The organism is Ruegeria sp. P10, assembly GCF_056534925.1.
Window position 1 is genome coordinate 311,726 of the sequence record NZ_JBQERJ010000004.1, and the last position, 13,832, is coordinate 325,557.

13 protein-coding genes are annotated in these 13,832 nt (G+C 58.5%); 5 read left to right on the forward strand and 8 right to left on the reverse strand.

What is annotated here, in order from left to right; genetic code table 11:
- The first annotated feature begins 55 nt into the window (after positions 1-55).
- The 3 genes from ACR0FB_RS09430 to ACR0FB_RS09440 are packed head-to-tail and all read left to right on the forward strand — an operon-like array spanning position 56 to position 2,288.
- Entirely contained in the window at positions 56-1,117 is a 1,062-nt protein-coding gene (locus ACR0FB_RS09430) for an Mrp/NBP35 family ATP-binding protein (protein ID WP_152457717.1), read from the forward strand.
- On the forward strand, positions 1,114-1,812 hold the full coding sequence (locus tag ACR0FB_RS09435) for a biotin/lipoate--protein ligase family protein (RefSeq protein WP_480619185.1): 699 nt from the start codon (positions 1,114-1,116) through the stop codon (positions 1,810-1,812). Before ACR0FB_RS09430 ends, ACR0FB_RS09435 begins: the two co-directional genes overlap by 4 nt.
- Positions 1,809-2,288, forward strand: coding sequence for a DUF6505 family protein (locus ACR0FB_RS09440; RefSeq protein ID WP_171633041.1), 480 nt, complete (start codon positions 1,809-1,811; stop codon positions 2,286-2,288). The genes ACR0FB_RS09435 and ACR0FB_RS09440 overlap by 4 nt, the downstream gene beginning before the upstream one ends.
- Here ACR0FB_RS09440 and ACR0FB_RS09445 read toward each other — a convergent pair.
- The 8 genes from ACR0FB_RS09445 to acs all read right to left on the reverse strand — a co-directional run bounded on the left by ACR0FB_RS09445 (position 2,285) and on the right by acs (position 11,698).
- A complete protein-coding gene (locus ACR0FB_RS09445; protein ID WP_209833347.1) occupies positions 2,285-2,785 on the reverse strand; it encodes a flavin reductase family protein in 501 nt (166 codons plus the stop codon). The two genes, ACR0FB_RS09440 and ACR0FB_RS09445, sit on opposite strands and share 4 nt — an antisense overlap.
- A 111-nt stretch (positions 2,786-2,896) precedes the next feature.
- Positions 2,897-4,309 (reverse strand): 3'-5' exonuclease, encoded by a 1,413-nt coding sequence (locus tag ACR0FB_RS09450; RefSeq protein WP_480619187.1) that lies wholly within the window; start codon positions 4,307-4,309, stop codon positions 2,897-2,899.
- A 2-nt stretch (positions 4,310-4,311) separates the two neighbouring features.
- Positions 4,312-4,830, reverse strand: a complete 519-nt coding sequence (locus ACR0FB_RS09455; RefSeq protein WP_171633037.1) for a hypothetical protein — start codon at positions 4,828-4,830, stop codon at positions 4,312-4,314.
- Positions 4,831-4,857: 27 nt separating this feature from the next.
- Positions 4,858-6,681: a DUF294 nucleotidyltransferase-like domain-containing protein gene (locus tag ACR0FB_RS09460; protein WP_480619189.1), complete on the reverse strand. Its 1,824-nt coding sequence runs from the start codon at positions 6,679-6,681 to the stop codon at positions 4,858-4,860.
- 108 nt (positions 6,682-6,789) lie between these two features.
- Entirely contained in the window at positions 6,790-8,574 is a 1,785-nt protein-coding gene (locus ACR0FB_RS09465; RefSeq protein WP_171633032.1) for a sodium:solute symporter family protein, read from the reverse strand.
- A gap of 5 nt (positions 8,575-8,579) precedes the next feature.
- Positions 8,580-8,861 carry a DUF4212 domain-containing protein gene (locus ACR0FB_RS09470; RefSeq protein ID WP_170344753.1) on the reverse strand — a complete coding sequence of 94 codons (282 nt, stop codon included), beginning with the start codon at positions 8,859-8,861 and terminating at the stop codon, positions 8,580-8,582.
- 181 nt (positions 8,862-9,042) lie between these two features.
- Entirely contained in the window at positions 9,043-9,726 is a 684-nt protein-coding gene (locus tag ACR0FB_RS09475) for an adenylate kinase (protein WP_480619191.1), read from the reverse strand.
- A 7-nt stretch (positions 9,727-9,733) separates the two neighbouring features.
- Positions 9,734-11,698, reverse strand: a complete 1,965-nt coding sequence (gene acs / locus ACR0FB_RS09480; protein WP_171633027.1) for an acetate--CoA ligase — start codon at positions 11,696-11,698, stop codon at positions 9,734-9,736.
- A gap of 428 nt (positions 11,699-12,126) precedes the next feature.
- Between acs and ACR0FB_RS09485 the strand changes: the two genes are divergently transcribed.
- The gene (locus ACR0FB_RS09485) at positions 12,127-13,143 is read left to right on the forward strand and encodes a C4-dicarboxylate TRAP transporter substrate-binding protein (protein WP_171723430.1); all 1,017 of its coding nucleotides are present in this window, start codon (positions 12,127-12,129) and stop codon (positions 13,141-13,143) included.
- 57 nt (positions 13,144-13,200) lie between these two features.
- Entirely contained in the window at positions 13,201-13,830 is a 630-nt protein-coding gene (locus ACR0FB_RS09490; RefSeq protein WP_171723429.1) for a TRAP transporter small permease, read from the forward strand.
- Positions 13,831-13,832 lie beyond the last annotated feature (2 nt).

The following is a 13,832-nucleotide window of genomic DNA, read 5'->3' on the forward strand; positions in this document are numbered from 1 at the left end:
AGCGGCGAGTCGATACGCACGCCCCTGTCAGCAGGGCGGATCAAGGGGAACAAGCATGAGTGTTCGTGACGCGGTTCTGGCGAACCTGAAAAAGATCACCGACCCGGTATCCGGGCAGGACATCGTAAGCGCAGGCATCGTGCGCGCCTTGAACGTGGAAGGCGACACGGTACGCTTCGTGCTTGAGGTCGACCCGAAATATGCGGAAAAGATGGAACCCGTCCGCGCCACGGCTGAAAAGGCCGCTCAGATGGTGGAAGGCGTGGCAAATGTTTCGGCCTTGATGACCGCGCATTCCGACAAGGCACCGCCGGATCTGAAACCGAAACCCAAGCCATCGCAAACCGGGCCGCAGGCAGTGCCGGGTGTGGATCGGATCATCGCCGTTGCCTCCGGCAAGGGTGGGGTTGGCAAATCCACCGTTTCGGCCAACCTTGCCTGCGCATTGGCTGCGGAAGGCCGGCGTGTAGGTCTGCTGGACGCGGATGTTTACGGGCCGTCGCAACCCCGGATGTTGGGTGTCTCGGGCCGTCCGGCCAGCCCTGACGGTAAGACAATCCTGCCGCTGCGCAACCACGGCGTCACCATGATGTCGATGGGTTTGATGACCAACGAAGGTCAGGCGGTTGTCTGGCGCGGGCCGATGCTGATGGGTGCGCTGCAACAGATGATGAGCCAGGTGCAATGGGGCGCGCTGGATGTTCTGATCGTCGATCTGCCGCCCGGCACCGGTGACGTGCAACTGACGCTGAGCCAGAAGTTCCAGGTGGATGGTGCCATTGTCGTTTCAACGCCGCAGGACGTGGCCCTGATTGATGCCCGCAAGGGGATCGACATGTTCAACCAGCTCAAGACACCCATTGTCGGGATGATCGAAAACATGTCCACGCATATCTGTTCGAACTGTGGGCACGAAGAACATGTTTTCGGTCATGGTGGTGTCAAGTCCGAGGCAGAGGCGCTGGGCGTGCCATTGTTGGGTGAAATCCCCTTGCATCTGGACATCCGTGTCGCCGCTGACGGAGGCGCGCCCATCGTGGTCAGCAAACCCGACAGCCCGCAGGCCGAGGCATTCCGCAAGATCGCCCGCGACATGATCGCCAAAGGCAACGCATGAGCCAGCCGGTTTTCCCACCCTTGCTGACGGGCCACCCGGTTCAGGGCGGCGAAGACCCGTTCGAGCGCGCGCAGGCCATGGCTGCGCTGGGCTGTGATGCGGGTACAGTTGTCTACAATATTCAGGCGGATTTTCTGCGCGTGGCAATTGTTTTTGCCCCCGAGGTACTGTTGCAAGATGCGGTGGCGATGCTGCCGCTTTGTGCTGTGGGATTCCAGAACGCGCTGGGCGCTTTGGCCCCGCCAGAGGTTGCGGTGCATCTGGGTTGGGATGGTCTGATTTGCGTGAACGGGGCGCGGTGCGGCCGGTTCCGCGCGGCTGCGTCAACATCAATGCCCGAGGAAGAGCCGGACTGGCTGGTCGTCGGTTGGGAGCTGGCGCTGTTGCAAACAAGTGATGCGCCGGGTGAAACCCCTGATATCACAGCGCTGTACGATGAAGGCTGTGCCGAGGTTTCTGCAACGCAGCTGGTGGAAAGCTGGTCACGACACATGTTGACCTGGCTCAACCGTTGGCAAGAGGATGGCAACGCGTCCTTGCACGCCGAATGGATGGGCCTGCTGCGCGGCGTGGGCGAACCGCTGATCGCTGGTGGCGTATTCCTTGGAACGGATGAACGTTTCGCGATGCTGATCCGCGATGGGGTCGATACACATCTGCGCCCCCTGACTGACATGTTGGAGAACCGAGAATGAAACTGGCCCGAGCGATCCATTTCGACGAAAGCGACATGAACGTGTTTCATTCGCCGGCGCGCACCGGAGAGTGGTGCGTTTCGGGTGGGTTTGAGTTTTCCAACTGGGGGCAGGGCGATCTTGAAGGCAAGGCACGACAGGCATTTGCGAATGGCTGGCTGGGGTTGGAAACCTTTGGCCGGGTGACTTTTGTCGCCGTGACGCAGATCGAAGCCGCAGAGAAAGATCAGATTACGCGTAATCTGGCCGAACATTTTGTGCAGTTCTATGGCGCACCCTCGGTCGAGGCCGCATTGGGCGTTGCGCAAGCTGAAATCGACCACATGTCAGAGTTGTGTGAAGACCATCCGGCCAACACGCTGTTGACCGTCGCAAGGGAATTGACAGAGACAGGCGTGCACGAAGCCTTTCGCGTGATCACTCCGCAGGACGCGGAGTTGGAGGCGTTGGCGGTTCACGGGTCGCTGGACGATTAGATCAGGTCGACAAACCCGCCGAACTGCCCGCGTTTGAAGATCAGCCCTTTGCCGGTGCGATACATGACCTGATCTACCTGACCCACGATGATCAGATGATCCCCGGCGTCATGACGGGCATGAAGGCGGCAATCGAACCGGGCCAGACACTGGGCCAGATGTGGGCGCCCGGCCTCATCCGCGGTCCAGTCTGCATGTGAGAAATCCGCCCCATCGCGTGCAAACCGCAACGCCTGATCCTGCTGATCCTGTGCCATGACGTGGATCGAATAGAGATCACAGGTACTGAACGTATCGAATCGGAAAGATTCCTTGGCCAGACACCACAGGACCAGTGGCGGGTCCAATGAGACTGAGGCAAATGAATTCACCGTAATGGCGCGCGGGCCATTGTCGGATTGCGCGGTAATCACCGTGACACCGGTGCCAAAGCATCCCAGCGCTTCCCGAAAGGCGGGGCTTTGATCCGGGGTCGGTCTAAAGGTCTTTTCGGTCATTGCGCGCTTAATCCTTGGCCGCGCATCAGGTGCCATGCGTGGCCCGGATTGTCCATGAAAAGCTGACTGCCGGGTGCAATTTATACCGTCAGTTCAGATCTTCTTATACCGTCAGTTCAGATCTTCTAGCAAACGACCGTGTTTGCGGGTTTCCATAATCACCTCGCCAAAAGTCGTCAGGCCGCGTGCTTGCAGGATCGGCAGCACCTTGATCAATGCCTCGGCCGTGGCAATCGCATCGCCAAGTGCGGTATGGCGCAACGCTTCGGGGATCGTGATTTCCAACCGTTCACACAAGGCGTCCAGTGTGTGCGTGTCGCTTGCCCCGAACAGCACCGCAGACAGCAAGACCGTGTCGAGTATCGGATGATCCCACTCGACACCCATCCGTTTGGCATGGCGGCGCAGAAACGCCATGTCGAACGGGGCATTATGCGCCACGATCACGGCGTCGCGCGAAAACTGATGGAATACGCGTCCGGCTTCGGCGATATCAGGCGCCCCCTTAACCATACGATCGCTGATCTTGTGTACTTTGGTCGAGGCCGGGGGAATCGGAATGCCGGGATCAACCAGCATGTCCAGATGCTCACCCTGAACGATTTTACCATTCAGAACGCGCACTGCGCCGATCTGTACGATCTCATCCTTGTGAGGCAGCAAACCGGTTGTTTCCGTGTCGAAAACCACGAAACACAGATCCGTCAGGGGGCGGTTCTCGAACGCATCATCCCCCGGTTTATTGAGAAGTTCGAAATCATAGACCAGCGGGCGGGCATCGTCCGGCGACATATGTGTCGCGCTGTCTTCGAAGACAAGCATATATCCGGGTGCATCGCCCAAGGGTTTCATCCGGGCGGAATATGTCTGCCGCCCGTCCACGCTGGACAGGGTGCAATAGACGTCCTTTCCGGTTTTGCACATCTTGGCATATGCGTCTGTCAGGCCGGTGGCTTCAAGGTATTCGAAAAGAGATGCGTTCAGACGAGGATGCGCGATCTGGGCAAGAACCTCGGCGGCCTGCCCGTCGTACAGAACGATCTGATGTTTCGGACTGGCCAGCAGCATGGCCACCGGAATTTCCGTCAGCAGCGCGGTCAGGCGCTGTTTTTCTGCGGCCAGATGCGCGGTTTCGGCGGCCACGGCCTCGGCTGTGCGCATGGCGTTCGAGGCCAGTTGTTCCGCCAATCCCGCCGCAGCCGGGGCAAGATCGCCCAGATACCGCGCGGCCTGCATGTCCAGGTCGGTGCTTACACCGGCATGTGCACGGGCACGCAACTGGGCGGAAAGCCGTTCGATCGGTTTGGCGACGTTGTCGTCGAACAGCAGCCAAACACCCGCGACCAGTGCCAGAAATCCAAATCCGATCAGGATTTCGGCGAAGACGAAATCATTCAGCAGACCGGGGTTTCCCGCACGGGAATAGGTGATCCAGAGAGCGGTGGCGCTGATGGCAACCCCGCCCAGGGCGAGGAGGCAGAAAAACAGAAAAATCCTGAGCCTCAAACTCAATCCGGTCAGCATGATCAAACCCCGCAAGTGGCTGCGATGACGGGGTCATTGGTTCCGGCTGCAATCCAGTCAGCGTTCACCAGACGCCCGTCCTCGGCAAATTCGGCACCATCCGCCAGGTTGGCGCGGCGGCCTTCTGCACAATTCACGGCCACCGGCAGTTTCGAAACCGGAGCCCAGCGGCCGAAGAAGTAAAGATCGACAAGCCGTTGTTCCGGAACGTTTTCGTTTGTGCGCACCGATACGGTGTCGATTGCGGCAAACCGGTCAACGAACGGCACCGCGTAGGTCCAGGGGCGATAAAACGCGCGGCTTTCGACCTCTTGCACGATGGTCATCTCTTCAGGCAGTTGGTCGCGCGTGCGATCGTACCAGGAATATTCGCTGGTGATGGTCATCGCGATCATTCCAAGACCGGCCGCAACCGGCGTTGTCCATTTCGGCAGGCGCCCTCCGGTCAGCTTGTTCAGCAGAAGAACGATTCCGGCAAATGCGATCCCCGCAAAAACCGTGCCGATCAGTTCCAGAAACATGTGGTCTCTCCGTTGGTCAGTCGCATGTCAGCCCAGCATTCCCTTGCCGTGGCCAACTGCCGATTGCATCGTTTTTACCACCACAAAAGCATCACGCAGATGACTTCGCTCAAAGTCCGACAATTCAGACGGTGGCAGATAGTTGTCGGGCATCGCTCCGGACTTAACCAGCCGAACCTGATGTTCGAGCCGGGTTTCCGCGATCAGATCATAGGCGTCCAGCAGGTCACGCGCACCAGAAGGGCTGAGCACGCCGCTGGCCTCGGCGGCTTTCAGGCGGGCGCGGGTGTTGGCCTCGGTCAGCTCGCCTTGCAGCGCGTAGATGCGCGCCAGATCGACGACGGGCACAACTCCGTTGTGTTTCAGGTCCAGCGTATTGCGATGCTCACCCGAGCGGATCGTCGCGAAACCGCGCAGCAGGCCCAGTGGGGGCGTATGCTTCAGCGAGTTCGAAATCATGTGTGCGACGAAGATCGAGTTTGCCCTGGCCGCTGCCAGAGTGTGGGCTTGCAGGTCGGCAAACAACTCAAATGCGCCGCCGATGGGGCGCAGGTCGAACATGACCGAGGCCAGCATTTGCGCCTCGGGGTTTGGCTTGGCAATCCAGCCCTTGAAATAGTCGCGCCAGACACGAACCGGCTGACACCAGCGCGGATTGGTCGCCATCATGTCGCCGGGGCAGTAAAAGTACCCGCAGACATCCAGCCCGTCAGAGACGAATTTGGCCAGTTTGGTGAAATAGGACATATCGGCGTCGGTGACGCTGTCATCCAGCATCAGGCAATTGTCCTGATCCGATACGCCGGTTTGTTCTTGCCGTCCCTGTGAGCCGCAGGCCAGCCACAAATAGGGTACAGGCGGCGGGCCCAGTTCAGTTTCGGCCAATTTCAGCAGGCGACGGGTAACCGTGTCGGCAATATCGGTGATCAGCCGCGTGACGATCTCGTGCCGGTTCCCGCCGGCAACCAACTGAACCAGCAACTGCGGAATTTCCGCCGTCACCCTCGCCATCTCTTCTGCGCTGTCGGCCTTTGCGATCCGACCAACCAACTCGGCCGAGTTGACGGCCTGATAGTGGGTCAGATCGGTCTGCGTCACGATCCCGACCAGACGACCGCCTTCGGAAACCGGGATGTGGCCAATGCCGCGCTCCATCATGATATGCAGAACGTCCGAGCCGATATCGCTGGGCGAGAGGGTTACGGGATTTGCAGTCATGATTTCGGATATCCGTGTTGTTACGGGCAACCCGTCGGCAACAAATTTGCCCGAAATGTCCCGCAGGGTGGCGATACCCTGCAACGTCTCTCCATCTGTCACGCATAGCGACGAGATGTGTTTGTCACGCATGATCCGTGCCGCTTCCTGAACTGTCGTGTCCGCAGGGCAGGTGGCGGGATCGCGCGCCATCAGAACGTCAATCGAACTGGTCGCAAGGCTTTGAGGGCCGCTGCGATTACCGCGGGTTCGATTGAAGAATTTGGCGACGACGTCGTGGTTGTCGATCAAAGTCCGGACCAAATCCGGAGGCAGAACCATCAGGACGGATGGTGTATGAGCGCGGGCCTTGGTCGCAGCCTTGCCGTCCTTCAACAGGCCGCGTTCACCGAAGGAATTGCGCAACCCCAGATGAGAAACGACTGCGCCGTTCTCGTCGGTGATCTCAACCTGTCCTTCATAAATCACAAAGACCCCGGGCAGGGAATGGCCGAGCTCATAGACCGAGGCGTCTTCCTCAACCTCCCAGACCTCGATCTGCTTTACGATCTGATCGAGGGTGTCCGACGGCAGCGCGTCATAAGGATGAACGGATTTCAGAAACCGGGTAATTTCATCGTGGGATAGGGGCATCTGATGTCTCCGGTATTCTGGTGAAAAAATCCCGCCCGGTGGTGTGCCGGGCGGGAACAGTGGATCGAAAGACGCGGCCGAAGGCAAGTGCCGACAACCGCATCATACTCAGTGATCCTGAGCTGCGCCCGCACCACGGGGAATGCGTACGCTTTCGACCAGATCCTTGATCTCCTGCGGAGTCTCCTTGGTCATACCAGCAACGATGTAGGCCGTTGCAAAGTTGACCATGGCACCGATCGCACCGAACGAGGTCGACTTGATCGGACCCAGCAGCGGATCTGCATCAGTGAACGAGTTGGTGCCCGGAATGAACAGCCAGCCCTTGTGCAGGAAAATGTAGACCAGAGTGACGACCAGACCAGCCAGCATGCCTGCGACCGCGCCGGTGTTGTTGATGCGGGTCGAGAAGATCCCCATCATCAGCGCCGGGAAGATCGAAGCTGCCGCCAGACCGAACGCAAGCGCCACGGTTTGTGCCGCAAAGCCCGGTGGGTTCAGACCTAGATAGGTCGCAACCACAATCGCCACGGCCATTGCGATACGCGCTGACAGAAGCTCGCCCTTTTCCGAGATTTGCGGGTTGATGGCACCCTTGATCAGGTCGTGGGACACAGCCGACGAGATTGCAAGCAGCAGGCCCGCAGCGGTGGACAGAGCAGCCGCAAGACCGCCGGCTGCGACCAGACCGATCACCCAACCCGGCAGGTTGGCAATCTCGGGGTTGGCCAGAACCAGGATGTCACGGTTGAACTTGGTCAGCTCGTTTCCAACCCAGCCTTTTTCTTCGGCAAGTGCCTGCATGTCGGCATTCTTGTCGTTGTAGTACTGGATCTTGCCGTCGCCGTTTTTGTCTTCCCAATCCAGCAGACCGGTTTTTTGCCACGTGGCCATCCAGTCATAGCGTGCGTCATTGTCGATTTGTTCAACAGTCACAGCACCGCCTTCGATGCCGCCATTGGGCCACATCATGTCACTGATGTTCAGACGCGCCATGGCACCAACCGCAGGCGCGGTCAGATACAGCAGAGCGATGAAGACCAGCGCCCAGCCAGCCGACCAACGTGCGTCAGCCACTTTGGGAACGGTGAAGAAGCGCATGATGACGTGCGGCAGACCCGCAGTACCGATCATCAGCGACAGGGTGAACAGTACCATGTTCAGCGTGTTCGAGTGGTGGGCCGTGTATTCATTGAAGCCCAGCTCGGTCACGATGGCATCCAGCTTGGTCAGCAGGGGTTCACCGCTGGCGGTGTCACCAAACAGACCCAGCGCCGGAACCGGCGTGCCGGTCAGCTGCAGCGAGATGAAAATAGCCGGGATGGTGTAGGCAGTGATCAGCACGCAGTACTGAGCGACCTGAGTATAGGTCACGCCTTTCATCCCACCAAACACCGCATAGGCAAATACAACCGCTGCACCGATCAACAGGCCCGAGGTGTTGGACACTTCGAGGAAGCGGCCAAAGGCCACGCCGACGCCGGTCATCTGACCGATCACGTAGGTCACCGAGGCCACGATCAGGCAGATCACGGCAACGATACGCGCAGTCTGGCTGTAAAAGCGGTCGCCGATGAATTCCGACACGGTGTATTTACCAAACTTGCGCAGGTAAGGCGCAAGCAGCAGTGCCAACAGCACATAGCCGCCAGTCCAACCCATCAGGAACGAGCTGTTGTCGTAGCCGGTGAAGGCAATCAGACCCGCCATCGAGATGAACGAAGCCGCAGACATCCAGTCCGCCGCCGTTGCCATGCCGTTGGTGACCGGATGGATGCCGCGACCAGCGGCGTAGAATTCAGATGTGGACCCAGCCCGGGCCCAGATCGCGATGCCAATGTATAGCGCAAAGGACGCGCCAACAAACAGCAGGTTGATGGTAAACTGATCCATGGGGTTTACTCCTCAACACCGTATTCGGCGTCTAGCTTGTTCATGCGCCAGGCGTAGTTGAAGATCAGCACCAAAAAGACCAGGATCGATCCCTGTTGTGCGAACCAAAAGCCCAGATCGGTTCCGCCGACGGCGATCCCCGACAACATCGGACGCAGCAGAATGCCGAATCCAAACGACACCAGCGCCCAAATCGCGAGGCTGATGTAGATGAGGCGCAGGTTGGCCTGCCAATAGCCCTTGTCGGACTCGGCAGTCTGCGCGGAGTTTGTTGAATGATCCGCCATCGCGGGTTCCTCCTTCGCTTCCTCGTTGGACGGCCCGATGCCCACATCCTCCAGTGCGTCGGGCCGCTTCTCACTTGTGCCGGACGCCATGTGACGTCAGGCAAAACTCCTCCAGTCCGCCAAAGCGGTCTTTTGAAGTATTCTGTTTGGGATCAGAGCCTTGCGGCCCTAAATCCACCCCCTAATTCATGACTTCGCCAACGATTCCTTCAAGGTCATTGGCAATGTCTTCGATCCTGCCCATGGCGTTTGTGCGCTGCAGCACGCCCTGACCGTCATAGTAGGCGATCAGTGGTGCCGTCTGCGCGTGGTACGCCGCAAGGCGCGAGGCCACCGTTTCGGCATTGTCATCCGCGCGGCGCTTGAATTCGGTATGGCCACACTTGTCGCATTTGCCTTCTTCGGCAGGTTTCTTGAACTGGTCGTGGTACCCTTCACCACAGCCGGCGCAGGTGTAGCGGCCTGAAATACGGGTCACCATTTCCGCGTCTTCCACTTCAAGGCTTATCGCGGCGTTGATCTTCTGGTTGTTCGATGCCAGCAGACTGTCAAGCGCTTCGGCCTGAACCGTCGTGCGCGGGAAACCGTCCAGAATGACGCCCTTGGCGCAATCCGGCTGTGCCATGCGGTCGCGCAGGATGGCGATGACGATCTCGTCGCTGACCAGATCGCCGGCTTCCATAACGGCTTTTGCCGCTTTGCCGGCTTCGGTTCCGGCCGCGACGGCTTCGCGCAGCAGGTCACCGGTGCTGAGTTGTACAAGTCCGAATTTCTCTTCCAACATCCGGGCTTGCGTGCCCTTCCCGGCACCCGGAGGGCCGAGAAGGATGAGAACGGCGGGCGTGGTGATCGTGGCAGCGTCCATCACACCCTCACTTATTCGCACGGTTTTCGATCAGGTCTTCGACCACCGACGGATCGGCCAGTGTCGAAGTATCGCCCAACGATCCGAAATCGTTCTCGGCGATCTTGCGCAGGATACGGCGCATGATCTTGCCCGAGCGCGTTTTCGGCAGGCCAGGTGCCCACTGTATCACATCCGGAGATGCAATCGGGCCGATTTCGGTGCGGACCCATGTGCGCAGCTCTTTCATCAACTCGTCCGACGGCTCGCGATCATTCATCAACGTGACGTAGCAATAGATGCCTTGCCCTTTGATTTCATGAGGGTATCCAACCACGGCAGCCTCGGCCACAGCAGCATGCGCAACCAGCGCGCTTTCCACCTCGGCCGTGCCCATGCGGTGACCGGACACGTTGATCACGTCGTCTACACGACCGGTGATCCAATAGTCGCCATCTTCGTCGCGACGGCAGCCGTCACCCGTGAAGTAATAGCCTTTGTAATCCGAGAAATAGGTTTTCTCGAACCGCTCATGATCGCCCCAGACGGTGCGCATCTGGCCGGGCCAGCTGTCTTTGATACACAGAACGCCCTCGACACCGTTGCCTTCGATTTCAACACCGGATTGCGGGTCCAGAACCACCGGTTCGATGCCAAAAAACGGCTTCATCGCCGATCCGGGCTTCATCGCATGTGCACCGGGCAGCGGCGTCATCAGGTGGCCGCCGGTTTCTGTCTGCCACCAGGTGTCGACGATGGGGCATTTGCCTTTGCCGACAACGTCGTTGTACCAGGTCCAGGCCTCGGGGTTGATCGGTTCACCCACGGTGCCCAGAATGCGCAGATCGCTGAGGTCGCATTTTTCGACAAACTCATTGCCCTGACCCATCAGCGCGCGGATCGCGGTCGGTGCGGTGTAGAACTGGTTGACCTTGTGCTTTTCGCAGACCTGCCAGAAGCGCGAGGCGTCGGGATAAGTGGGCACGCCTTCGAACATCAGCGTGGTTGCGCCATTGGCCAGCGGGCCATAGACGATATAGCTGTGCCCGGTGACCCAGCCCACGTCAGCGGTGCACCAATACACGTCACCTTCGTGATAATCGAATGTGATCTCGTGCGTCATCGAGGCGTAAACAAGATACCCCCCTGTGGTGTGCACAACGCCCTTGGGCTGACCGGTCGAACCCGACGTGTAAAGAATGAACAGAGGATCTTCGGCGTTCATTTCGGCAGGGGCGCAGTAGTCGTCCGCCTCAAGCGCCATTTCGTTGTAGTCAAAGTCGCGACCGTCGATCCAGGTGGTCTGACCGCCGGTGCGCTTGACCACAAGGCATTTTACCGTGTCTTTGCAGTGCAGCAGGGCGGCGTCTGCGTTGGATTTCAGCGGCGTTTTGCGGCCGCCACGCGGGGCCTCATCTGCCGTAATCACGACCTTGGCGTCGCACCCATTGATCCGCGCTGCCAGAGCGTCGGGCGAGAAGCCCGCGAAAACGATCGAATGAATTGCGCCGATCCGCGCACAGGCCAGCATGGCGTAAGCAGCTTCGGGGATCATCGGCAGATAGATGACCACGCGATCGCCCTTGCGCACACCCAGGGATTCCAGAATGTTGGCCATCCGGCAGGTGCGGCGGTGCAATTCTGCGTAAGAGATATGCTGGGCCGGGTCATTCGGATCATCCGGCTCCCAGATGATCGCGGTCTGGTCGCCGCGGGTTTTCAGATGACGATCCAGGCAGTTGGCCGACACATTCAACGTGCCATCGGCATACCAGTTGATCTTGACCGAGCCAAACTCGTAACTGACGTCCTTGACCTGGGTGAAGGGCTTGATCCAGTCGATGCGCTTGCCTTGCTCGCCCCAGAACGCGTCGGGGTCGCTGATTGAGGCTGCGTACATGTCAGCATACTTTGCCGCATCGACATGCGCACGAGCGACGGTTTCTGCGGATGGCGGATAAGTCTTGGCATCTGCCTGGGCAGCGGTGGTCATCTTTGAGGCTCCTCCCTCTGGACTGGATTGCTTGTGGATTTTTTGCCTGTCATTCAGGCAATGTCGATCCTGTTCCTCCCCAAGTTTGAATATTACCGCGTTCTGAAAATAAATAAATAAATTGGTGTAATCCTTGGATTTCTTTGTAAAGAAATTTTAACAATACGGCCATATTAGTAAAAATATTGGCAAAAGAATCGATAAAATAAAACAAAAACAGTCACTTAAAAGTAACGAGATTTGAGGGCGCTGTGTGTCAATTGTGGTTGCAACGACAGGTGACCTCAAGGCTTCTGTCGTTTTGAGTCATTTCTGGGACTTATTCTGCAAAATACGCAAATCCCGGTTAGGGTTGGCACAACCGATTGTTGGCGCTAGCTTGATCGGCAAGCGCCTCGGTAGGGGGCGCACCTATGGGAGACAAAACTATGAAAAAGATGTTGAGCGGTGCCGCAGTCGCCGCCCTTGGCGTTGCTTTTGTGACCGAAGCCGCGGCGACAGAATGGAACGCATCCGTCTGGGGCAAGCGCCGCGCCTTTACGGAACATGTTGAAAAGCTGGCCGAACTGGTCAGCGAGAAAACCGGTGGCGAATTCACCATCAATGTCAGCTATGGCGGGTTGTCCAAACCTAAGGAAAACCTGGACGGGATCGAAATCGGCGCCTTTGAGATGGCGCAGTTCTGTGCCGGCTATCACCGCGACAAGAACCGGGCGATTACCGTTTTGGAACTGCCATTTCTGGGTGTGAACAACCTGCAGGAAGAAGTTGCGGTAAGCCATGCAGTATACGACCATCCAGCGGTCAAGGAAGAGATGGCGCAATGGAACGCCCGCATCATCATGACCTCGCCAATGCCGCAGTATAACCTTGTCGGCACGGGCGAGCCGCGGGATGAACTTGCTGAATTTGACGGAATGCGGGTCCGGGCGACCGGTGGCCTTGGTCAGGCCTTCGAGGCGGTCGGAGGGGTGCCGACATCGGTTCCGGCGACCGAAGCCTTCAATGCGATGGAATCGGGCGTCGTCGACACCGTGGCCTTTGCCCAGCACGCGCACCTGTCATTCGGAACGATCAACGAAGCGGACTGGTGGACCGCGAACCTGAATCCAGGAACGGTGAACTGCCCGGTTGTCGTCAACATCGATGCCTACGAGGCCCTGCCAGCCGAACATCGTGAGGCTCTGGACAGCTCGATTGACGAGGCGATCGATCACTACCTTGCGAATTACGGCGGCTTGCTCGAACAATGGGACAGTGTCCTGGAAGAAAAGGGTGTCCAGAAGGTCATGATCGACGACGCGGTAATCGAAGAGTTCCGCACGAAGGCCGCTGATCCGATCCGTGAAAAATGGATTGCGGACATGACCGCACAGGGCCTGCCGGCGCAGGACCTTTACGATCTTGTCCAGACGACGCTGAAGCAACAGCGCGGCGGCAACTGATCCACAAGGCCGGGTGCTTTCAAGGCGCCCGGCAACAAACAACAAGGAAACACCGGAATGGCAGGACAAGCCACGGTTCTGGTAGACGGCAGCCGTCTGAGCCAGTTGGATCAGCGTTTGCTCGTGCTCGAACGGTTTCTGGCACTGATCAGCGGATTGGCGGTTTTTTCACTGATGGTATTGGCCGTTGTATCGGTCAGTGGTCGAAATGCACTGAATGCTCCTTTGCCGGGCTATGTGGACTGGATCGAACAGGCGATGCCTCTCATCGCTTTTCTGGGCATTTCATATGTTCAGCGTGATGGGGGGCATATCCGGATGGATATAGTCATATCCCGCTTGCACGGTCGGGCTTTGTGGCTGTTCGAATTGCTCTCGGTGGTTCTGATCCTGATCCTGATGCTGGCTCTGGTTTGGGGCAGTTGGTCTCATTTCGACCGGTCCTTTGATTTTGGCGCCCCAATGTGGAGCCGGGACAGTTCGATCGACATCGGCATACCCTTGTGGCCGGCCAAGCTGCTGGCACCCGTTGCATTTTCCGTTCTCTGCCTGCGCCTTGCGCTGCAAGTCTGGGGGTATGGTCGGGCGTTCTGGCTGGGGCTGGACACTCCGGCGGCCGTTCCGTTGATACAGGATGCAGCGGCGCAGGCGGCGGCCGAGGCCGAACAGTTCGAAGGGCAGGACTGATA

Coding starts and splice junctions, on each gene's coding strand:
- ACR0FB_RS09430 (WP_152457717.1), top strand. CDS start 56: ATGAGTGTTCGTGACGCGGTTCTGGCGAACCTGAAAAAGATCACCGAC.
- ACR0FB_RS09435 (WP_480619185.1), top strand. CDS start 1,114: ATGAGCCAGCCGGTTTTCCCACCCTTGCTGACGGGCCACCCGGTTCAG.
- ACR0FB_RS09440 (WP_171633041.1), top strand. CDS start 1,809: ATGAAACTGGCCCGAGCGATCCATTTCGACGAAAGCGACATGAACGTG.
- ACR0FB_RS09445 (WP_209833347.1), bottom strand. CDS start 2,785: ATGACCGAAAAGACCTTTAGACCGACCCCGGATCAAAGCCCCGCCTTT.
- ACR0FB_RS09450 (WP_480619187.1), bottom strand. CDS start 4,309: ATGCTGACCGGATTGAGTTTGAGGCTCAGGATTTTTCTGTTTTTCTGC.
- ACR0FB_RS09455 (WP_171633037.1), bottom strand. CDS start 4,830: ATGTTTCTGGAACTGATCGGCACGGTTTTTGCGGGGATCGCATTTGCC.
- ACR0FB_RS09460 (WP_480619189.1), bottom strand. CDS start 6,681: ATGCCCCTATCCCACGATGAAATTACCCGGTTTCTGAAATCCGTTCAT.
- ACR0FB_RS09465 (WP_171633032.1), bottom strand. CDS start 8,574: ATGGATCAGTTTACCATCAACCTGCTGTTTGTTGGCGCGTCCTTTGCG.
- ACR0FB_RS09470 (WP_170344753.1), bottom strand. CDS start 8,861: ATGGCGGATCATTCAACAAACTCCGCGCAGACTGCCGAGTCCGACAAG.
- ACR0FB_RS09475 (WP_480619191.1), bottom strand. CDS start 9,726: ATGGACGCTGCCACGATCACCACGCCCGCCGTTCTCATCCTTCTCGGC.
- acs (WP_171633027.1), bottom strand. CDS start 11,698: ATGACCACCGCTGCCCAGGCAGATGCCAAGACTTATCCGCCATCCGCA.
- ACR0FB_RS09485 (WP_171723430.1), top strand. CDS start 12,127: ATGAAAAAGATGTTGAGCGGTGCCGCAGTCGCCGCCCTTGGCGTTGCT.
- ACR0FB_RS09490 (WP_171723429.1), top strand. CDS start 13,201: ATGGCAGGACAAGCCACGGTTCTGGTAGACGGCAGCCGTCTGAGCCAG.